The sequence below is a fragment of the Stenotrophomonas maltophilia group sp. LNF247 genome (genome assembly GCF_054083135.1).
The window spans coordinates 435,192-456,719 of the sequence record NZ_JBSRQL010000001.1; the positions used below are offsets into that span (position 1 = coordinate 435,192).

18 protein-coding genes are annotated in these 21,528 nt (G+C 68.0%); all 18 read left to right on the forward strand.

Annotation, left to right across the window (positions count from 1 at the left end; translation table 11 throughout):
- Nucleotides 1–4: 4 nt before the first annotated feature.
- Nucleotides 5–796 (forward strand): flagellar biosynthetic protein FliR, encoded by a 792-nt coding sequence (gene fliR / locus ACTXG9_RS02070; RefSeq protein ID WP_049397365.1) that lies wholly within the window; start codon nucleotides 5–7, stop codon nucleotides 794–796.
- 274 nt (nucleotides 797–1,070) lie between these two features.
- Nucleotides 1,071–3,206, forward strand: coding sequence for a putative bifunctional diguanylate cyclase/phosphodiesterase (locus ACTXG9_RS02075; RefSeq protein ID WP_456115636.1), 2,136 nt, complete (start codon nucleotides 1,071–1,073; stop codon nucleotides 3,204–3,206).
- A 158-nt stretch (nucleotides 3,207–3,364) separates the two neighbouring features.
- Nucleotides 3,365–4,495, forward strand: coding sequence for a flagellar biosynthesis protein FlhB (flhB, locus tag ACTXG9_RS02080; RefSeq protein WP_021203856.1), 1,131 nt, complete (start codon nucleotides 3,365–3,367; stop codon nucleotides 4,493–4,495).
- 44 nt (nucleotides 4,496–4,539) lie between these two features.
- On the forward strand, nucleotides 4,540–6,600 hold the full coding sequence (flhA, locus tag ACTXG9_RS02085; protein WP_180832666.1) for a flagellar biosynthesis protein FlhA: 2,061 nt from the start codon (nucleotides 4,540–4,542) through the stop codon (nucleotides 6,598–6,600).
- 145 nt (nucleotides 6,601–6,745) lie between these two features.
- Nucleotides 6,746–8,362, forward strand: coding sequence for a flagellar biosynthesis protein FlhF (gene flhF / locus ACTXG9_RS02090; RefSeq protein WP_456115637.1), 1,617 nt, complete (start codon nucleotides 6,746–6,748; stop codon nucleotides 8,360–8,362).
- Nucleotides 8,349–9,236, forward strand: a complete 888-nt coding sequence (locus ACTXG9_RS02095; RefSeq protein ID WP_005409532.1) for a MinD/ParA family ATP-binding protein — start codon at nucleotides 8,349–8,351, stop codon at nucleotides 9,234–9,236. The genes flhF and ACTXG9_RS02095 overlap by 14 nt, the downstream gene beginning before the upstream one ends.
- Nucleotides 9,233–9,976, forward strand: a complete 744-nt coding sequence (locus ACTXG9_RS02100) for an RNA polymerase sigma factor FliA (protein ID WP_019659593.1) — start codon at nucleotides 9,233–9,235, stop codon at nucleotides 9,974–9,976. The genes ACTXG9_RS02095 and ACTXG9_RS02100 overlap by 4 nt, the downstream gene beginning before the upstream one ends.
- A 57-nt stretch (nucleotides 9,977–10,033) precedes the next feature.
- Nucleotides 10,034–10,426 (forward strand): chemotaxis response regulator CheY, encoded by a 393-nt coding sequence (cheY, locus tag ACTXG9_RS02105; protein ID WP_019659592.1) that lies wholly within the window; start codon nucleotides 10,034–10,036, stop codon nucleotides 10,424–10,426.
- Nucleotides 10,426–11,031 carry a protein phosphatase CheZ gene (locus ACTXG9_RS02110; RefSeq protein WP_019659591.1) on the forward strand — a complete coding sequence of 202 codons (606 nt, stop codon included), beginning with the start codon at nucleotides 10,426–10,428 and terminating at the stop codon, nucleotides 11,029–11,031. The genes cheY and ACTXG9_RS02110 overlap by 1 nt, the downstream gene beginning before the upstream one ends.
- A gap of 2 nt (nucleotides 11,032–11,033) precedes the next feature.
- Nucleotides 11,034–12,863 (forward strand): chemotaxis protein CheA, encoded by a 1,830-nt coding sequence (locus ACTXG9_RS02115; protein ID WP_031270466.1) that lies wholly within the window; start codon nucleotides 11,034–11,036, stop codon nucleotides 12,861–12,863.
- 103 nt (nucleotides 12,864–12,966) lie between these two features.
- Nucleotides 12,967–13,707 (forward strand): flagellar motor protein, encoded by a 741-nt coding sequence (locus ACTXG9_RS02120; RefSeq protein ID WP_010482457.1) that lies wholly within the window; start codon nucleotides 12,967–12,969, stop codon nucleotides 13,705–13,707.
- 1 nt (nucleotide 13,708) lies between these two features.
- Nucleotides 13,709–14,725, forward strand: a complete 1,017-nt coding sequence (gene motD, locus ACTXG9_RS02125) for a flagellar motor protein MotD (protein ID WP_111104217.1) — start codon at nucleotides 13,709–13,711, stop codon at nucleotides 14,723–14,725.
- Nucleotides 14,726–14,729: 4 nt separating this feature from the next.
- Nucleotides 14,730–15,512 carry a ParA family protein gene (locus ACTXG9_RS02130; RefSeq protein WP_019659589.1) on the forward strand — a complete coding sequence of 261 codons (783 nt, stop codon included), beginning with the start codon at nucleotides 14,730–14,732 and terminating at the stop codon, nucleotides 15,510–15,512.
- Nucleotides 15,509–16,600 carry a chemotaxis protein CheW gene (locus ACTXG9_RS02135; protein ID WP_456115638.1) on the forward strand — a complete coding sequence of 364 codons (1,092 nt, stop codon included), beginning with the start codon at nucleotides 15,509–15,511 and terminating at the stop codon, nucleotides 16,598–16,600. The genes ACTXG9_RS02130 and ACTXG9_RS02135 overlap by 4 nt, the downstream gene beginning before the upstream one ends.
- 169 nt (nucleotides 16,601–16,769) lie before the next feature.
- The gene (locus ACTXG9_RS02140; RefSeq protein ID WP_019659587.1) at nucleotides 16,770–17,078 is read left to right on the forward strand and encodes an STAS domain-containing protein; all 309 of its coding nucleotides are present in this window, start codon (nucleotides 16,770–16,772) and stop codon (nucleotides 17,076–17,078) included.
- On the forward strand, nucleotides 17,075–17,440 hold the full coding sequence (locus ACTXG9_RS02145; RefSeq protein ID WP_005409521.1) for a response regulator: 366 nt from the start codon (nucleotides 17,075–17,077) through the stop codon (nucleotides 17,438–17,440). The genes ACTXG9_RS02140 and ACTXG9_RS02145 overlap by 4 nt, the downstream gene beginning before the upstream one ends.
- 45 nt (nucleotides 17,441–17,485) lie before the next feature.
- Entirely contained in the window at nucleotides 17,486–19,474 is a 1,989-nt protein-coding gene (locus tag ACTXG9_RS02150) for a chemotaxis protein CheA (protein WP_206621987.1), read from the forward strand.
- Between the two features lie 388 nt (nucleotides 19,475–19,862).
- On the forward strand, nucleotides 19,863–21,528 hold a 1,666-nt coding region (locus tag ACTXG9_RS02155), incomplete at its 3' end, for a methyl-accepting chemotaxis protein (RefSeq protein WP_456115639.1).

Consider the following 21,528-nt stretch of genomic DNA (forward strand, 5'->3'; position numbering starts at 1 on the left):
TTCGATGGACGCCGCCACCCAGATGGCTGCCGACGGCCTTCAGGCCTTCGGCATGATCGGCACCGTACTGTGGACCATGCTGCGCATCGGCGCTGTGGCCATGGCCATGCCGATGGTCGGGACCCGCGCCGTCCCGTCACGGGTGCGCGTGGTGCTGGCTGGCACCCTGGCCATCGCACTGGCGCCGCTGCTGCCGCCAGTACCGGACTGGACTGGCTTCGATGCCGCCACGGTCCTGACCATCGCCCGCGAACTGGCCATCGGCGTGTCCATCGGCTTCCTGCTACGGCTGGTGTTCGAGGCCGGGGCGATGGCCGGCGAACTGATTGCCCAGGGCACCGGCCTGGCCTTCGCGCAGATGAGTGACCCACTGCGTGGCGGCACCTCGGGCGTGATCGGCCAGTGGTTCTATCTGCTGTTCGGCCTGCTGTTCTTCACCGCCAACGGGCACCTGGCGCTGATCTCGCTGCTGGTGGACAGCTATCGCGCACTGCCGATCGGCGCTCCGCTGCCGGACCCGCACGCGTTCTTCAGCATCGCCCCGACTTTCCTGCTGACCGTGCTACGCGGCGCGCTGACCCTGGCGATTCCGCTGACGGTGGCGATGCTGGCAGTGAATCTGGCGTTCGGCGTGCTGGCCCGGGCCGCTCCGGCGCTGAATCCGATCCAGCTGGGCCTGCCGGTCTCGTTGCTGCTGGGTCTGTTCCTGCTGGCGCTGCTGGCCGGGGAAATGGGCCCGCCGGTACAGCGCCTGTTCGATGCCGCCTTCCAGGCTGCGGACGCGGTCACACACTGACCTGATCATCACGTTTTACTGCTTGCCATGCCTTTGTTTCTGTAGAGCCGAGCCCATGCTCGGCTGTCTTCGGCAGGAGCGGCAGCCGAGCATGGGCTCGGCTCTACGGGGCGCAATTTCACGTTTTACTGCTTGCCCTTCCCCCGGGTCTGCGCGTTAGAGTGAATGCGCGGCAACCGGGGGGATGCCGCACGTGGCCGCCGCCCTGCGTCGGCCTGCCTCATGCATGCCCCACCGTGGTTTCCGTCGACAGGCAGGTCCGGGAGACTGACGAATGCTGGTAGGCACGTACAACCCGTGGCTGGTCGCAATCTCGCTGCTGGTAGCCGTGATGGCTTCCTACACTGCACTGGCAATGGCCGGGCGCACGATTACCGCGCCCGGCAAGGCCGCGGCCTGGTGGTGGCGTCTCGGTGGTGGCTTCGCCATGGGCCTGGGCATCTGGTCGATGCACTTCATCGGCATGCTCGCCTTCGATCTGCCCATTCCGCTCGGCTACGACCTGCCGATCACCCTGCTCTCGCTGGCCTTGGCGATCGCTTCGTCGGTATTCGCACTGTGGCTGGTCTCGCTGCGTACTCTGCCGCATCCACGGCTGGCCGGCGGTGCCCTGCTGATGGGCACCGGCATCGCCGGAATGCACTACGTCGGCATGGCCGCAATGCGCATGCAGCCAGGCATCGACTACGACCCGGGCTGGCTGCTGCTATCACTGATGGTGGCGGTCGCCGCCTCGTGGACAGCCCTGTATGTTGCGTTCCGCCTGCGTGGGCAGCGCACCCGTATCGGCGACCGCTTGGCCGCGGCGGGGCTGCTCGGCCTGGCGATCGTCGGCATGCACTACACGGGCATGGCCGCTTCTCGCTTTCCGGAGGGCAGCATCTGCGGCGCAGCCGTCGGCGACGGCTTGCAGAGCGAATGGCTGGCCATGCTGGTGGTGGTGCTGTCCGTGGCGATCCTCGCGGTGGTGCTGGTGGTGTCCTGGCTGGACCAGCGGGTGGAGGCGCAGCTGCTGCGACTGCGCAACTCCATGCTGAGCACCTCGTTGACCGATGCGCAGCAGGAACTGACCCAGGCCGCACTGCATGATCCGCTCACCCGCCTGCCCAACCGCCTGCTGCTGCAGCGTCGCATCGTGCAGGCACTGGCCGAGGCCGAGCAGGGCGGCAGCCGTTTCGCCGTGATGTTCATGGACCTGGACGGCTTCAAGCAGGTCAACGATGCCTACGGCCACCAGGCCGGCGATGCACTGCTGGTGGCGGTGGCCGAGCGCACCCGCCAGCTGCTGCGGCCCAACGATATGCTGGCACGACTGGGCGGTGACGAGTTCGTGCTGGTGGTACGCATCGAACACGACGAGGACCTGCCCACCCTCGCCCGGCGCATCCTGCAGGCGGTGGGCAGCGGCCCGTTGCTGCCGGACAACGAACTGCAGGTAACCGCCAGCATCGGCGTGGCAATCTGCCCCGACCACGCTGCCAGCGAACGGCAGCTGATGGCGTTTGCCGATGCGGCGATGTACCAGGCCAAGGAATCCGGACGCAACGCCTTCGTGCTGTTCGCCGACTGGATGAATGACAGCGCCGAACAACAGTTCCGGCTGCTGGCCGACCTGCGCCGGGCCATTGGCAGCGAGCAGCTGTTCCTGCACTACCAGCCCAAGATCCGCGTGGCCACGCAGAAGGTGGCCGGTGCCGAAGCGTTGATCCGCTGGCACCATCCGGAGCATGGCCTGATTCCGCCCGATCGGTTCATCCGCCTGGCCGAGCGCAGCGGCGCGATCAACGAGATCGGGCGCTGGGCGCTGGACCAGGCCTGCCTGCAACTGCGGCGCTGGCACGATGCCGGTCACGAAGGCTGGTCGATGTCGGTGAACCTGTCGCCGGTGCAGTTCAGTTCGCCGCAACTGCTGCAGGATGTGCGCGCGATGATCGAACGCCACAACATCGCTCCGCGCCACCTGGTGCTGGAAATCACCGAAAGCACGGTGATGCGCGATACCGACACCAGCTTGCGCCTGCTGCAGGCGCTGTCGGCGCTGGGCGTAGGCATATCCATCGATGACTTCGGCACTGGCTATTCCAGCCTGCTGTACCTGAAGCGGCTGCCGGCCACCGAGATCAAGATCGACCATGCGTTCGTGCGCGACCTGGAACACAGTGCAGAGGACGTGGTGATCGTCTCGGCGATCGTGGCGCTGGGCCATGCGCTGGACATGGACATCGTCGCCGAAGGCGTGGAAACCACCGCCCAGCGCGCCTACCTGGAGCGCCTGGGCTGCGACTACCTGCAGGGCTACCTGCTCGGCCGCCCGGTCGACGCGGCGCGCTTCATGCAGCTGCACGACCTGCCGCGGCCGCGGGTGGAGCTGGCGCAGAGCCCACCATCCAGCGACAACTCTCCCCTGTAGAGCCGAGCCTGCGCTCGGCTGCTCTTCGCGCCCGATCCAAACATAGCCGAGCATGGGCTCGGCTCTACAAATAGATCCGCGCCGCGCGTGGATAGGCAACACCCCATCACGGCACGGTTCTTGCACGCCCTCCGGCAACCCCTGCCGCAGTGCCCGTGATGTCCGAGAACGAATCCGCCGGCGAAAAGACCGAACAACCGACCGAAAAACGCCTGCGCGACGCCCGCGAACAGGGCAACCTGCCGCGCTCGCGCGAGCTCGGCACGGCCGCCGTGTTCGGCGCCGGCGTGCTGGCGGTGATGGCCATGAGCGGCTCGATCGGCCGCGGCGCCACGGCCTGGATGAAGCAGGCGCTGAGCCCGGAACAGAGCCTGCGGCAGAACCCGAAGGAACTGTTCGGCCACTTCGGCGACCTGCTGCTGCAGTTCATGCTGGTGATCGCACCGCTGGTGCTGGTCTGCCTGCTGGCCAGCTTCGTCGCCCCGCTGGTGATGGGCGGCCTGCGCTGGTCGCAGAAGGCGTTGATGCCCGACATCAACCGCATGAACCCGATGAGCGGGCTCAAGCGCCTGTACGGCCCGGAGGCCATTGCCGAGTTCACCAAATCGCTGCTGCGCGTGGCCTTCGTCGGCGTCGCCGCCGGGCTGGTGGTCTGGACCGGCTTTGACACCCTGCGCGGCCTGATCCACCACCCGCTGGAGACGGCCATCACCGACGGCCTCGGCTTCACCCTGCGCCTGCTGCTGGCCACCGCCGGCGCGATGCTGGTGCTGGCCGCCATCGACGCGCCGTACCAGCGCTGGAACTGGACGCGCAAGCTGAAGATGACCCGGGAAGAGCTGCGCCGGGAAATGAAGGAAAGCGAGGGCAGCCCCGAGGTCAAGGGCCGCATCCGCCAGCTGCAGCAGCAGATGGCCAACCGCCGGATGATGGAAGCGGTACCCACCGCCGACGTGGTGGTGGTCAACCCCACCCACTACGCGGTGGCCCTGAAGTACGAGGGCGGCGCCATGAACGCCCCCACCGTGGTCGCCCTGGGCGTGGACGAGACCGCCCTGCGCATCCGTGAAGTGGCCGACGGCAACAAGGTCGCGATCGTCTCTGCCCCACCTTTGGCACGCGCCTTGTATCGGGAGGGCCAACTCGGAAAGGAAATCCCCGTGAGACTGTATTCGGCCGTCGCCCAGGTCCTGTCCTACGTCTACCAGCTGCGCGCGTGGCGCACTGGCCCGATGCCGGACGCCCCGCACATCCAGGTGGATGAATTCGGCAAGGGAGGCCGCCCGTGAGCGCCCAGCCCTCCACCGGCTTCAACACCCGCCGCGCCCTGGAAATGATCCGCCAGGGTCTTGGCGCGCCGCTGATCGTGCTGGCCCTGCTGGCCATGGTCGTGGTGCCGCTGGCCGCGCCGGTGCTCGATGCGCTGTTCACCTTCAACATTGCCATCTCGCTGATGGTGCTGCTGGCGGTGGTCTACGTGAAGCGCCCGCTGGACTTCACCATCTTCCCGATCGTGCTGCTGATCACCACCATGCTGCGGCTGGCGCTGAACGTGGCCTCCACCCGCGTGATCCTGCTCAACGGCCAGAACGGCCACGATGCCGCGGGCAAGGTCATCGCCGCCTTCGGCGAATTCGTGATCGGCGGCAACTACGCGGTGGGCATCGTGGTGTTCGCGATCCTCACCATCATCAACTTCGTGGTGATCACCAAGGGCGCCGGCCGGGTCTCGGAAGTGACCGCGCGCTTCATCCTCGACGCGATGCCCGGCAAGCAGATGGCGATCGACGCCGACCTCAACGCCGGTTTGCTGACGCGTGAAGAAGCCAAGCTGCGCCGCGAAGAAGTCCGCGAGGAAGCCGACTTCTACGGTGCGATGGACGGTGCCAGCAAGTTCATCCGCGGCGACGCCATCGCCGGCATCCTGATCCTGTTCATCAACATGCTCGGCGGCCTGGCCGTGGGTGTGCTGCAGCATGGCATGCCCTTCGGCGAAGCCGCTGCCACCTACACCCTGTTGTCGATCGGTGACGGCCTGGTGGCCCAGCTGCCGGCGCTGCTGGTCTCCAGTGCGGTGGCGATGCTGGTCACCCGCGCCTCGCGCTCGCAGGACATGGCCCAGGCCATGACCGGCCAGGTGTTCGGCCAGTACCGGGCGCTGGCGATCACCGCCGGCATCATCGGCCTGGTGGGCCTGGTGCCGGGCATGCCCAACGTCGCTTTCCTGACGCTGGCGTCGATCCTCGGCTTCATTGCCTGGAAGCTGTACCGCAAGACCCAGGCCCCGGCCGCCGATGCCGCCGCAACGGGCAAGGACCCGGCGGCGCTCAGCGCCCTCGGCCGCCCGGCCGCGCCGGCGCCCACCGCCGAACTGAGCTGGGACGAACTGCGCCCGGTCGATCCGCTGGGCCTGGAGGTCGGCTACCGGCTGATTCCGCTGGTGGACAGCAACCAGGGCGGCGAACTGATGGCGCGCATCAAGGGCGTGCGCCGCAAGCTGACCCAGGATGTCGGCTTCCTGATTCCATCGGTACACATCCGCGACAACCTGGAACTGCCCGCCAACGGCTACCGCGTGCTGGTGCACGGCGTGCCGGTGGCCACCGCCGAGATCCACCCCGACCGCGAGCTCGCGCTGGACCCGGGCAGCGCGCTGGGCACGCTGGAAGGCATCGCCGGCAAGGACCCCGCGTTCGGCCTCGATGCCACCTGGATCCAACCGCACCAGCGTGCCCAGGCCGAAACGCTGGGCTACACGGTGGTCGACCCGGCCACCGTGGTCGCCACCCACCTTTCGCACCTGATCCGCGAGCACGCACCTGAGTTGCTCGGCCATGAGGAAGTGCAACACCTGCTGGCCAACCTGGCCAAGAGCGCGCCCAAGCTCGTCGAAGATCTGACGCCGAAGGCGCTGCCGCTGTCGGCGGTGGTGCGCGTGCTGCAGAACCTGCTGGTCGAGCGCATTCCGATCCGCCAGCTGCGCAAGATCGCCGAGGCACTGGTCGAACATGCGCCCAGCAGCCAGGACCCGGCCGTGCTGACCGCCGCCGTGCGCACCGCCCTGGGCCGCTTCATCGTGCAGGAGATCGCCGGAATGTCGGCGGAGCTGCCGGTGTTCACCCTCAACCCGCAATTGGAACGTGTCTTGCAGGAGTCCACGCAGGGCAACGGCGCCGCGCTGGAACCCGGACTCGCTGAGCGACTGCACCAGAGCCTGGCCGAATGTGTCAGCAAGCAGGAAGCCCGCAACGAGCCCGCGGTCGTGCTGGTACCTGGCCCGGTGCGCGCCGCGCTGGCACGCCTGGTCCGCCACAGCGTTCCGTCGCTGTCGGTCCTGGCCTACAGCGAGGTGCCGGAGGACAAGCGCCTGAAGCTGGTCGGAACGATCAGCTGACGCCGCCCGCCGACGCGCCAGAAAACAGACACCACCTTCGAACCAACGCAACAGACAGATACCAAGGGGAACCCGCACCGTGCAGACCACCGACCACCCGAGTTCCCCGGCCGCCACTCCGCCGTCTTCGCCTCGTGACCACAGCATGAAAATCAAACGATTCGTCGCCGCCGACATGCGTTCGGCCATGAACCTGGTGCGCAAGGAACATGGTCCTGATGCCGTGATCCTGTCCAACCGCCGGATCGAGGAAGGCATCGAGATCGTCGCCGCCGCCAACTACGATGAAAGCGCCGTGCAGCGTGCGCTGGAAGCCTCGCGCCGCGACGTGGCGCCGCCGCCGGCGCCCAAACCGCGCACCGCCGCCGATGCGGTGATCGCCGCCGTCACCCGCCGTCGCAGCGCCACCCCGGCACCGGAGCCGGTCGCCGCCACCACCTCGGCGGTGGCCGCCCTCGCCCGCGCCGCGGTCGGCGCCACCGGCCGCACCCTGGACAGCGCCGACGAGATCGTGCCGACCCGCGGCAGCACAGGCTTTGCGGCCACCCTCGCGCGTGCCGCCGTCAACGAACCGGCGCTGCCGGAACAGATCTTCGCGCCGTTCGCCGAGGCCATCGTTGCACCGGCCGCCGCCGTGCCGGCCAACCGCGCCCGCTTCCAGATCGATCCGCCGCACGAGGCGCATCACGAAAGCGTGGCGCCGGCCGTGCAGCCGCCGCCGCTGCCGACCGCTACCGTCGCCGACGCGCAGCCGGCCAGCGCCGCCAGCGAACCGGCGTTGGCCGATGCCATTGTCGAAACCGCGCCGGCCCCCACCCTGGCTCCGGCTCCGGTGCTGACGGTGGTCGCCCAGGACGACGCCGAGATCCGCCAGTTGCGCCAGGAAGTGGCCGGCATGCGCCAGGTGATCGAGCGCGAGATGAACCGCTTCACCGACGAGCGCCTGCGCGGCTGCCCGGTGCGCGCCACCGCGTTGGACCTGATGGACGAATATGGCTTCGATGCCGGCCTGGCCCGCGACGTGGCCATGCAGATCCCGCTGGAGACCGAAGCCCATCGTGGCCGCGGCCTGATGCTGGGGCTGATCTCGCGCAAGCTGCCGATCGCCCCGGTCGACCCGCTGGAAGAAGGCGGCGTGATCGCCCTGGTCGGCCCGACCGGCGCCGGCAAGACCACCACCATCGCCAAGCTGGCCTCGCGATTCGCCGAGAAGCACGCGCCGCGTGACGTCGCCCTGGTCACCACCGATACCGCCCGCATCGGCGCCCGCGAGCAGCTGTACGGCTACGGCCGCCAGCTCGGCATCGCGGTGCACGAGGCCAACAGCGGCACCGACCTGGACCAGCTGCTGGAACGCCTGAAGGACTACAAGCTGGTGCTGATCGACACCGCCGGGCTGGGCCCGCGCGACCGCGCGCTGGCCGCCCAGCTGCAGTGGCTGCGTGCCGCCCGCCAGGTGCGCACCCTGCTGGTGCTGCCGGCCAATACCAGCTTCGGCGACATGGACGATGTGGTCCGCCGCTTCGGCGCCGCCAACCTGCAGGGTCTGGTGCTGAGCAAGCTGGACGAGACCGGCCGCTTCGGCAACGCCCTGTCTGTGGCCGTGGACCATGCCCTGCCGATCACCTGGGTGACCGATGGCCAGGACGTCCCGGAGGACCTGCACCGGGCCAGTGCAGCCAATCTCGTACTTCGCCTTGAAGATTTGCGCCGAGCGGCCGATATGCCCTGCAACCCGGAGTTGAACCATGCCGTCGCGTGAGTACGCCAAGCTGACCAAGACCTTCCCACTGTCGGCCACCCGCAGCGAGCCGCTCGGCCCTGTGCGCACCATCGCGGTGACCGGCGGCAAGGGCGGCGTGGGCAAGACCAACGTCTCGGCCAACCTGGCTGTGGCGCTGGCGGGCATGGGCAAGCGCACGCTGCTGCTGGACGCCGACCTGGGCCTGGCCAACATCGACGTGATCCTGGGCTTGAACCCCACCTTTACGCTGGCCGACCTGGTGGCCGGCCGCTGCTCGCTGGACGACGTCATCGTCGAAGGCCCGAACGGCGTGCTGGTGGTCCCGGCCGCTTCCGGCCGCCGCCACATGGCCGAGCTGGCCCCGGCCGAGCATGTCGGCCTGGTCAACGTGTTCTCCGAACTGGAACGCGAGCTGGACATCATGGTGGTCGATACCGCCGCCGGCATCACCGACGGCGTGCTGACCTTCTGCCAGGCCGCGCAGGACACCGTGGTGGTGGTCTGTGACGAACCGGCCTCGATCACCGACGCCTACGCACTGATCAAGGTGCTGTCGCGCGAGCGCGGCGTGGACCGCATCCAGGTGGTGGCCAACATGGTGCGCGACCCCAACGAGGGCCGCGTGCTGTACGAAAAGCTGACCCGCGTGTGCGAGAAGTTCCTCGCCGATGTCTCGCTGAACTACCTGGGCTGCGTGCCGCAGGACGACTGGCTGCGCCTGTCGGTGCAGCGCCAGCAACCGGTGGTGAAGGCCTACCCGTCCAGCCCGGCCGCGCTGGCGATCACCGAGATCGCGCGCCGCACCGCACGCTGGCAGGCGCCGACCGAACCGCGTGGCGGCGTCGAGTTCTTCCTCGAGCGCATTCTCAAGCAGCGCGGGGTGGCCGCATGAAAGGCGCAGCCCAGTACCGGGAGGTCCAGCGCTCGGCGGCCAACGAGGTCATCTCCCAGCACTCGGACCTGGTGCGGCGCATCGCCCACCACCTGGCCGCACGCCTGCCGGCGAGCGTGGAGGTGGACGACCTGATCCAGGCCGGCATGATGGGGCTGATCGAAGCGTCGCGCAGCTACGACGCCGACCAGGGCGCCTCGTTCGAGACCTACGCCTCGATCCGCATCCGCGGTTCGATGATCGACGAGATCCGCCGTGGCGACTGGGTGCCGCGCTCGGTGCATCGCCGCGCACGCGACGCCGCTGCCACCATCCGCCGCCTGGAACAGAGCACCGGCCGTGCCGCCAGCGCCACCGAAGTGGCCGCCGCGATGGAGATGCCGCTGCCCGAATACCTGCGGCTGATGGAAGACGCCGCGCGTGGCCAGGTGCTGAGCCTGGAGTCACGCATCGAGGACCAGGGCGAGCTGGATACCGTCGCCCAGGGCGGCCCGACCCCGCAGCAGGTGCTGGAGCGCGGCGAGTTCGGCCGCGAGCTGGGCAAGGCCATCGGCCACCTGCCCGAGCGCGAACAGCTGGTGCTCTCGCTCTATTACGAGCAGGAACTGAACCTGAAGGAGATCGGCGCGGTGCTCGGCGTGAGCGAGTCGCGGGTCTGCCAGATCCACGGCCAGGCCGTGCTGCGCCTGCGTGGACGATTGAAGATTTTCGAGGCGGCCGACGCCGGCCTGGAAGAGTGAACATGCCCGAGGCGGCTGCCCCCGGCCACCCGGAATGAACAACAAAGGAACTCTGCTTTGAACAAGAACATGCGCATCCTGATCGTCGACGACTTCTCGACCATGCGTCGCATCGTCAAGAACCTGCTGGGCGATCTTGGCTTCACCAATACCGCCGAAGCCGAGGACGGGCATGCCGCGCTGTCGCTGCTGCAGAGCCAGTCGTTCGATTTCGTCGTCACCGACTGGAACATGCCGGTGATGACCGGCATTGAGCTGCTCAAGGCGATCCGCGCCGATGCCAAGCTGAAGACCCTGCCAGTGCTGATGGTCACTGCCGAAGCCAAGCGCGAACAGATCATCGAAGCCGCCCAGAACGGCGTGAACGGCTACATCATCAAGCCCTTCACCGCGCAGACGCTGGAAGAGAAGCTCGGCAAGATCTTCGAACGCCTGGCGGCCAGCGCCTGATGGATACCACGGTCGACAAGAACGCCCTGGCCCTGCGCCTGCAGGAAGCCCTGGACGCACTGGAGTCCGGTGACGAAGCTGCCTGGCGGCAACGCATCGACGGACTGGTCGCGCTGCGCACGCAGCCGATGATGAGCGGCCTGTCGCGGCTGGCCCGCGAGCTGGGACAGGCGCTGGGTGAACTGCCGACCGTGCCCAGCGAGGCCGGTGAGCTGGATGACGCCTGCGCGCGCCTGGACCACGTGGTGGCGATGACCGAACAGGCCACCCACCGTACCCTGGACCTGGCCGAGGAATGCCGCAGCCTGACCGAACAGCTGCGTGCCGAAGGCCTGCAGCCAGGCCAGGACGCGCAGCTCGAGCGCATCCGCCACAACCTGACCGAGATCGCCCTGACCCAGAGCTACCAGGACCTGACCGGGCAGATCATCCGCCGCGTGGTCGGCATTGTCCGCCGCGTCCACGAAGGCTTCGGCGCACTCGGCCTGCCGCCGGAACAGCATCGCACCGACCCGGCACTGGCCGGGCCGGCACTGAAGGGACTGGACCGCCACGCGGTCTCGCAGAACGACGCCGACGACCTGTTGTCGGATCTGGGGCTGTAAGCATGAGCGCGGTATCCGACGACATCACTGCCGATTTCATCATCGAGGCGCAGGAGATCCTGGACCGCCTCGGCGAACAGCTGGTGTCGCTGGAGCAGGCACCGCAGGACAGCGACCAGCTCAATGCGGTGTTCCGCGGCTACCACACGCTCAAGGGCGGCGCCGGCTTCCTCGGCGTCACGGCGATGGTCGAACTGTGCCACGCCGCTGAAGAGGCCCTGGGCATCGCGCGTGCCGGGCAGGCGGTGCTGCAGGCCCACCACTTCGACGCGGCCCAGCAATCACTGGATTACCTGCAGTCGATGCTGGACGCCGTGTCGTCCGGCACCGAGCCGGGCTATGCGCCGCCGGACCTGATCGCCCAGTTCGACATGAACGGTGGCACTGCCGCGCCGGTCGCTGCGGCCGCGCCTGCGGCAGCTGGCAGCGACCTGATCACCGACGACGAATTCGAGGCCCTGCTCGACCAGCTGCATGGCGGCAACGCACCGACCGCGGTCGCGCCGGCCACGAAGGCCGACGACGGCCTGATCAGCGAGGACGAGTTCGAAGCCCTGCTCGACCAGTTGCACGGTGGCGCCGCACCGGGTGCCAAGCCTGCTGCAGTCCTGGCACCGGCGCCGGCGCCCGCGCCGCGTCCGGTCGCTGCACCGGCACCCGTGGCCAAGCCGGCGGCCAAGCCGCTGGCCGAGGCCGAACACACGGTGCGCGTTGATACCAAACGCCTGGACGCGATCGTCAACCTGATCGGCGAACTGGTGCTGTCGCGCAATCGGCTCAAGACCCTGCGTGCACGCCTGCGCGATGAAGAGCTGGACCGCGCCGTGTCGACGCTGGATATCGCCACCGCGCGCCTGCAATCGGCGGTGATGCGCACCCGCATGCAGCCGGTGGGCAAGGTGTTCTCGCGGTTCCCCAAGGTCGCCCGCGACGTTGCCCGCTCGCTGAAGAAGGAAGTGGACCTGGAGCTGATCGGTGCCGAGACCGAGCTCGACCGCAACCTGGTCGAGGCCCTGGCCGACCCGCTGGTGCACCTGGTCCGCAACGCCATCGACCATGGCGTGGAAATGCCCGACCTGCGCGAAGCACAAGGCAAGCCGCGGATGGGCCATGTACGCCTGTCGGCGCAGCAGGAAGGCGACTACGTCAGCATCGAGGTGCAGGACGATGGCGCCGGCATCGATCCGGAGAAGCTGCGCGCGAAGGCGCGTGAGAAAGGCCTGATCGATCCGGAGGCCGCTGCCCGCCTGAGCAGCGAGGAGTGCCTGCACCTGGTGTTCCTGCCGGGCTTCTCGACCAAGCAGCAGGTCACCGATATCTCCGGCCGTGGCGTCGGCATGGACGTGGTGCAGTCGCGCATCCGCGAACTGAGCGGCCAGATCCAGATCCAGTCGGAACTGGGTCGTGGCAGCCGCTTCCTGATCCGCGTGCCGCTCACCCTGGCGATCCTGCCGACCCTGCTGGTGCAGGCCGGCGAGGACGTCTACGCACTACCCCTGGCACGCGTGATGGAAGTGCTGCACGCGCCGCGCACCTCGCTGGGCTGGTTCGATGGCCGCGCCGTGCTTGATCGCCGCTCGCACACCCTGCCGCTGGTCGACCTGCGCCAGTGGCTGGATGTGACACCGGCCGCGTCAACCCTGCTGACCATCGTGGTGCTGCAGGCCGGCGAAGCCCGCTTCGGGCTGGTCGTGGACCAGGTGCGCGGGCGTGAGGAAGTGGTCATCAAGCCACTGCCGAAGGCCCTGCGAGGCCTGCGCGGTTATGCCGGTGCAACCTTGATCGGCGATGGTCGCATGGCCCTGATCCTGGACGTGGACGGGCTGCGTTGAACCCCGCCAGGGCCATGCCCGGCAACCCGAAAAACTGTGACTACCGTCTGTACGCGATCTACCGGTGTCTCAAGTCCCATTCATACACGCCGATACCGGAACCATGGATAGACTCAGCCTCATTGGACTCTTTCTCGCCCTGGCCTCGCTGGTCGGCGGCAGCATCCTCAAGGGCGCCGGCCTGGCGTCGTTGTGGTCGCCTGCGGCGTTCGTGATCGTCATCGTCGGCACCGTCGCCGCGATCCTGCTGCATACCTCGCCGGCGGTGTTCAAGCATGCGTTCAAGATCGTGCGCTGGGTCGTGCGCCCGCCACACAGTGATCGCCGCGAACTGATCCAGCAGATCGTCGAGTGGAGCAACATCGCCCGCCGCCAGGGCCTGCTGGGCCTGGAATCGCAGGTGGAAGCGCAGCAGGACCCGTTCCTGCGCAAGGGCCTGCAGCTGCTGGTGGACGGCGTCGAGCCCGAATCGATGCGGCACATGCTGGAAATCGAACTGGGCAGCCAGGAACACCAGGACCAGGCCGGCGCCAAGGTCTTCGAAGCGATGGGCATCTACGCCCCGACCCTCGGCATCATCGGAGCCGTGCTCGGCCTGATCGCGGTGATGAAGAACCTGGCCGACCCGAGCAAGCTCGGCCACGGCATCGCCGCAGCATTCACCGCCACCATCTACGGCATCGCCTCGGCCAACCTGCTGTTCCTGCCGGTGGCTGCCAAGCTCAAGAGTGTGATCTCGCACAACACCCGCGACCGCGAAATGGTCATTGAAGGCCTGATTTCGATCGCCCAGGGCGAGAACCCGCGCAACATCGAAACCAACCTTTCCGGCTTCCTGCACTGACATGGCCCGCCGCAAGCACCACGAAGAGCACGCCAACCATGAAGCATGGGCGATCCCCTATGCCGACCTGATGACGCTGCTGCTCGCCTTTTTCGTGGTCATGTACGCGATCTCCTCGGTCAACGAGGGCAAGTACCGGATCATGGCCGACGCGCTCACCGATGCCTTCGGTGGCGCACCGCGCACGATCAACCCGGTGCAGGTGGGGAACAAGCAGGTGCAGGGTGGCGGCTGGGACAGCCCTTCGGTGATCAAGTCCGGCACCAAGATCGGCCCCTCCGCGCCGGCGCCGTCGCACGACCCGACCCTGCTGCCGTCGATGGCCTCGCAGATGCGCATGCCGGTCTCCGTGCACAACCAGGAACAGATCGCCCGTGCCGAGCGCCAGCTCAACAGCATCGCCGACCGCCTCACCGCTGCATTGGCGCCGCTGATCGACCGCGGCATGATCAGCGTGCGCCGCACCGAGTTGTGGATTGAAGTGGAGATCAACAGCGACATCCTGTTCCCCACCGGCTCGGCCGCGCTGGACGTGCATGCACGGCAGACGCTGGCCAGCCTCGCCGAGGTGCTGCGTGACGTGCCCAACAGCGTGCGCGTGGAAGGCCACACCGACAACGTGCCGATCGCCACCGCCACCTTCCCTTCGAACTGGGAACTGTCGGCCGGACGCGCCGCCAGCGTGGTGCATCTGTTCGCCGACCAGGGCCTGCAGCCGTCGCGGCTGGCGATGGTCGGCTATGGCCAGTTCCGTCCGCGCGAAGAGAACGACAGCGCGCAGGGGCGCAACCGCAACCGCCGGGTGATGGTCATCATCCTGGCCGACACCTCGCATTCGGTGGATCCGCTCGGCCAGCGCCTCAATGCGGCCACCGGCGCCGTCGACAACAGCACCACCGAACAAGCCGCCGCAACTCCGGCCAGCGCCCCCACCTCCCCCATCGCACCGGTGAAGTTGCCGCCGGTGCCGGCTGGCAGCCGCGTCGGCGCCGCCGTTCCCCCGGCAATGAAGGAGTAAACCGATGCGCATCTGGGCAATCGCCAACCAGAAGGGCGGAGTCGGCAAGACCACCACCACCCTCGCCCTCGGCCGCGGCCTGGCCGCGCTCGGCCATCGCGTGCTGCTGATCGATCTCGATCCGCACGCCTCGCTCAGCCGCGCCTTCGGCGTACCGGTGGATCCGCCGCCGGCCGGTGTGCTGGAACTGTTCGGCGCTCCGCCGGCCGATCTTTCCAGCCTGTGCCATGCCAGCAGCATCCAAGGCCTGGACTATGTCTGCGCGCAGTCGGCGCTGGCCACGCTGGAGCGCCGCAGCGCCAACCAGCCCGGCCTCGGCCTGGCCCTGCAGAACGCACTGGCGCGCCACCAGGGCCAGCACGACTACATCCTGCTGGACTGTGCCCCCACCCTTGGCCTGTTGATGATCAACGCGCTGGCCGCTGCCGACCGCCTGATCATCCCCACCCAGGCCGAGCCGCTGGCCCTGCATGGCCTGGACGGCATGGTCCGCACCGGCGAGATGGTCGAGCGCTCGCGCCGCCGCCCGCTGCCGATCTCGATCCTGCCGACCCTGTTCGACCGCCGCACCCGCGCCGGCAACGAGTCGCTGCGCACCATGCAGGATCGTCATGGCACCCGCGTGTGGGAAGACGCCATTCCGATCGACACCCGCATCAGCAATGCCGCAGGCCTGACCCTGCCCAGCGTTGGTGAGGAGTACCCGGGCCGCGGCCTGGCCGCCTATCGCCGCGCACTGAACTGGATCCTCGGTGAGGATGCCCGCGCCCTGGAGCAGGCCGCATGAACAGCACCGGCGTACTGGACGACTATCTGGACGAACTGCTGGGCGAAGCGATCGCTCCGGCGGCCGTCGTGCTTCCAACGCCGGACAGCGTCGCCCCGGCCCCGGCCAGCATATCGCAACCGGAACATGAGCCGACCTGGGATGACCTGCCGGCCGAGGTGATCTACGAGACCGACACCGTCGCCGCGGCGCCTGCCGCGGACAACGCCGCGCTCGAAGCCGCCTTCGAGGCCGCCGCAATGCCGGTCGCCGCTCCCGAGCGGGAACCGACCTGGGATGATCTGCCTGACGAGGTGATCCACGAGACGGCCCCGGCCAAGGCCGGCCCGGAGCCCACCTGGGACGACCTGCCCGACGAAGTGATCTACGAGACCGACGCGGCCGACAGCCATCACCTCGCCCACACTGACAGCCCCGGCCTGCAGGCTGCGTTCGAGGCCGCTGCCGGCGGCGCGGATGTCCCCACGCCGCCCCCGGCCGTGGTAGCGCCCCCAGCGCCGCGCCCTGCACCCGCGCCTGCCCCGGCTGCGCCCGCTGCCGTCGCGCCGCCGCCCCGCGTTGCCGTGGATGCCCCGGCCACCAACCGTCCCGGCACCTGGCAGGAACTGCAGGCACAGGCTCTCCAGCCCGCCAGCAGCCCGCATCCGCAGAACCGCCGCGCAGGCGAGCGCACCTCGCGCTGGCTGCGCCTGCGTTGCGGCACCCAGGCTTATGCGCTGGAACTGCTGAAGGTGCAGGAAGTGGTGCTGCCAGTTCCCCTGCTGCCATTGCGCGGCACCGCACCAGCGATGCTCGGCATCATGAACCTTCGGGGCCAGGTGGTACCGGTGATGGATCTCGGCCTGCACCTGGGTGCGGCCGCTGCCGAAGACGATTCGCAGACCCGCATCGTGGTGCTGGAGGAAGACGGCGAAACCATCGGCCTGCGCGTGTCGGCGGTGGAAGATGTCGCCAACCTTACCGACTCGCAGATCGAGCCGCCTGATACCGCGCGCATCTGCCAGATTTCCAACGACCTGTTCCGTGGCGTCGCCCGGGTCAGCCAGCGTCCGATGATCCTGCTCGACGCCACACGGCTGTTGAGTTGAGTCGGCGCTTTGCGCCGACGCGGTGCCTGTCGGGGACTGCAGGTGCCGATGCGCAGCATTGGCATCTCCCGTCCCCGAACAACACCGCATCGGCGCACCGCGTCGATTCCCCTAAAGAACCCTGCCGGGGTGCCGTTATGGATCACGGAACCGTTTGTCCGGAGCAACGATGAGCACTGTCGAACTGGGTGGGGATCTCGGCATCGAGAGCAGCACCGAGCTCAAGAACCGCCTCGCCCCGCTGGTGGCGCAGGCAGGCGAGCTGACCCTGGATGCAAGCCAGGTCGCCCGCATCCACACGGCCGCCGTGCAGGTGCTGTGTGCATTCGTGCAGGCCCGCCGCGAGGCAGGCCTGGGCACCGGCTTCCACGGTTGCACCGCAACCTTCCGTGACGCCGCGCGCCTGCTGGGCGTCACCCAGGCCCTGGGCCTGGACGCAACCCATGACAACCTGAAATCTGTGGAGAACGCTGCATGAGCGCACGTATCTTGGTGGTGGACGATTCGGCGTCGATGCGCCAGATGGTTTCCTTCGCCCTCACCTCGGCCGGTTTTGCCGTCGAAGAAGCCGAAGACGGCGCGGTCGCGCTCGGTCGCGCCAAGGGCCAGCGCTTCAACGCGGTGGTCACCGACGTCAACATGCCGAACATGGACGGCATCGCGCTGATCCGCGAACTGCGCCAGCTGCCGGACTACAAGTTCACCCCGCTGCTGATGCTGACCACCGAATCGGCTGCCGACAAGAAGTCCGAAGGCAAGGCCGCCGGTGCCACCGGCTGGCTGGTCAAGCCGTTCAATCCGGAACAGCTGGTCGCCACCGTGCAGAAAGTGCTGGGCTGATCGCCCCGCACCGCTCCCCTTCTTCGCTTCCGGACCGCCACTGCCATGAGCATGGACCTGCAACGCTTCCACGCCACCTTCTTCGAGGAGAGCCGCGAAGGCCTCGACGCGATGGAGGCTGGCCTGCTGGCCCTGGAATCGGGGCAGCAGGACGCGGAGATCATCAATTCGGTGTTCCGCGCCGCCCATTCGATCAAGGGCGGCGCCGGCACCTTCGGCTTCGATGCCATCGCCGGCCTGACCCACGTGCTGGAAACGCTGCTCGATGAGCTGCGTGCCGGCAAGCGGGCGCTGGAAGGCCATGCCGTCGACGCCATGCTGTCTTCGGTGGACGTGCTTCGCGCCCTGCTGCGCGAAGCCGAACACGGCCAGGCTGCCGACCCCGCCGCTGTCGCCGCAGTGAAGGCGCGCCTGGAAGCCGTTCTCTCCGGCCAGGCCGCATCGAGCGCTCCGGTCGCGGCAGCGGCCAAGGTGGACGATACCCCTGAAGCCTGGCAGATCGGTTTCACTCCAGCGCCGTCGCTGTTCATGAGTGGCAACGATCCGCTGCGCATCATCCGCGAACTGGAACACCTCGGCTCGCTGCAGGTCGCCGCGCGCATGGAACGCCTGCCCGGCTTCGCCCAGCTCGACCCGCTGGAGGCCCACCTGGCGTGGGATCTGGGCCTGGTCGGCAAGGTGCCGCGCAGCAAGATCGAAGACACCTTCGCCTGGGTGCTGGACGACTGCGAACTGGACATCCGTCCGGCCGCGCCGCCAAGCCTGGCCACCCAGGCCCCGGCCGCAGCGCCCCCCGCTCCGGTGGCAGCGGCGCCGTCGGCACCTGCCGCGCCAGCCGCCAGTGGCGGCGCCAACCAGGAAGCGGAAACCTCGATCCGCGTCAGCGTCGACAAGGTCGATGCGCTGATCAACCTGGTCGGCGAACTGGTCATCACCCAGGCCATGCTCAAGCAGGTCTCGCACGCGCTGGACCCGGTCCACGCCGAGAGCCTGTTCGCCGGCCTGGACCAGCTTGAACGCAACACACGCGACCTGCAGGAAGCGGTGATCGGCGTGCGAATGCTGCCGGTCGATGCGGTGTTCCGTCGCTTCCCGCGCCTGGTCCGCGACCTGTCCAGCCGCCTCGGCAAGCAGGTGCGCCTGCGCACCGTCGGCGAAGGTACCGAGCTGGACAAGGGCCTGATCGAGAAGATCGCCGATCCGCTGGTGCACCTGGTGCGCAACTCGATCGACCACGGCCTGGAAATGCCCGACGTGCGCCGCGGTGCAGGCAAGGACGAGACCGGCACGATCACCCTGGCGGCCTCGCATCAGGGCGGCCATATCGTCATCGAAGTCAGCGACGATGGCCGTGGCCTGGACCGCGCCAAGATCCTGGCCAAGGCTCACGAACGCGGCCTGGCCGTGCCGGACAACCCGACCGATTCGCAGGTCTGGGACCTGATCTTCCAGCCAGGCTTCTCCACGGCCGATGCGGTCACCGACCTGTCCGGGCGTGGTGTCGGCATGGACGTGGTCCGCCGCAACATCCAGGCACTGGGCGGCGAGGTGCAGATCGAAAGCAGCCTCGGTACCGGCACCCGCACGCTGATCCGCCTGCCGCTGACCCTGGCCATCCTCGACGGCATGACCGTAGCAGTGGCCGGCGAAACCCTGATCCTGCCCCTGGCGTACGTGCTGGAGGCGCTGCAGCCGCAGGCCGAGGACATCCGCAGCATGGCCGGCGAGGGCCGCGTGCTGCGCGTGCGTGGCGAGTACCTGCCGATCCTCTCGCTGAGCGAGTACTACGGCTACGGCAACCGCGCACCCGGCAGCGAATCGCTGGTGGTGGTGGTCGAAGGTGATGGCCAGAAGATCGCGCTGGAGGTGGACGAACTGGTCGGCCAGCAGCAGGTCGTGGTGAAGAACATCGAGAACAACTACCGCCGCATCGGCGGAGTATCCGGCGCCACCATCCTCGGCGACGGCCGGGTCGCGCTGATCGTCGACATCGGTGGGTTGGTGCGCTCGCTGCGGATGCCGCAGGCGGCCTGATCCACGCTGCATGCGAACCATGGACCGCCGCCCCTCGGGGCGGCGGTTTTCGTTTGTGTTCGGTCTGCCAGGGGGGGGTCAGATTCCCTTCCGCAGGAACGGAATCTGACTGCGGGACGGCACCCCGAAACCAAATCGTGAACTCCGTCGGCACGATAGTTGCTGTCGCAACCACTTCATCCAATCGAAAACCGCGTCGCTGCAACGCTTCCATGCTGCCCTCCCTACGCATCCGAATGTGATCTGCGTCCATAAAGTCCATCGAGACTGCGCCGCTATTTCGCATTGACGGCCGTCACCGAACCCCACCGGGAACCACCGTTCGCTCTGCAACCACCCCCAAACCGGCGCACAGACGCCGGCACTCTGCCCACCTGGAGCACCCTGCATGAAGTGGTTCCAAGATCTGCCCATCGCCCGCAAGCTGGCTGTGGGGTTCACCCTCACCACGTTGATGACCCTGATCCTCGGCGCGTTCGCCCTGCTGCGACTGAGCGAAGCCAACGCGCAGCTACGCGACATGGCTGGCAACGATATCCCCTCGGTCCAGCACCTGGGCGAGGCGCGCTCGCAGCTCGGGGAGTTCCGCACCTACGAACTGGCCCAGCTGAGCATGCTCGACCAGCCGGAAAAGGTGGCCGACTACAACAAGCGCATGGACGACACCGCCAAGGCCGTGCATGACGAACTGGCGGCGTACGCGGCGCTGCCGGCGCTGGACAAGGAGCGTGAACTGTATCGCGCAGCCAGCGCGCAACTGGATCGCTACTTCGCCGCCAACAAGGCGATGCGCGACGCCGTGACCGCCGGTGACGGCGTCCTGGCGCGGCAGATCTCCGACGAGCAGTCACGCCCGGCGCGCCGCGACCTGTTCGCTGCGATGAAGGCACTGGGCGCCCATATCGCCGGGCAGATGGACGGCAAGATCGCCGACGCCAACGCCACCCATCGCAACAGCATGATCGCCATCATCGGCTGCATCATCCTGCTGTCGCTGGTGGCCGCCGCGCTGGCCATCGTCATCTCGCGCGCGGTCACCGGCCCGCTGGGCAAGGCCGTGCATGCCATTCAGGCGGTCGCCCGCGGCGATCTCAGCGTCAGCACCCAGGCCACCAGCAGGGACGAAGCCGGCAGGATGCTTACGGCCACGGCCGAAATGACCGCAATGCTGCGCCGTTTCAGCGAGCAGACGCAGCTGATGGCACAGATGCATGCCGGCCCGGACATCAGCCACCGTATTCCGGAAGACTTCCCGGGTGTCTACGGCCAGCTGGCCAGCGGCATCAACACGGTGATCTTCGAACACCTCGATGCGATCGTCGATGCCATTGAAGTGCTCAACCAGTACGCCATCGGCAACCTTGCTCCGGACGCCCGCCGCCTGCCAGGCAGCCGCGCGATCCTGCACGAATCGATGGACGCCGCCAAGGCCAGCCTGCTGGCCATCAACACGCAGATCCAGCATCTGGCCTCGGCCGCCGCTGCGGGCGACTTCAGCCAGCGCGGTGACGCGCAGCGCTTCGATCACGATTTCCGCGTGATGATCGAGCAGCTCAACAGCATGATGCAGGTCGCCGACGGCAACCTCGGCCAGCTCTCGCAGCTGCTGCAGTCGATCGCTGCCGGCGACCTGACCGCACGCATGGACGGCCAGTTCAACGGCGTGTTCGCGCGCATGCGTGACGACGCCAACACCACCGTCGCACAGCTGACCCAGATCGTCAGCCAGATCCAGGCCAGTGCCTCCAGCATCACCCTCGCCGCTGGCGAGATCGCGTCCGGCAACAGCGACCTGTCGCGCCGTACCGAGCAGCAGGCCGCCAACCTGGAGGAAACCGCCGCCTCGATGGAGGAACTGACCTCCACCGTGCGCCAGAACGCCGAACACGCCCGCCAGGCCAACCAGCTCGCCATCGGCGCCCATGGCGTCGCCTCGCAGGGCGGTGAGGTGGTCGGCCAGGTGGTTACCACCATGTCGGCCATCGAAGCCTCGTCGAAGAAAATCGCCGAGATCATCAGCGTCATCGACGGCATCGCGTTCCAGACCAACATCC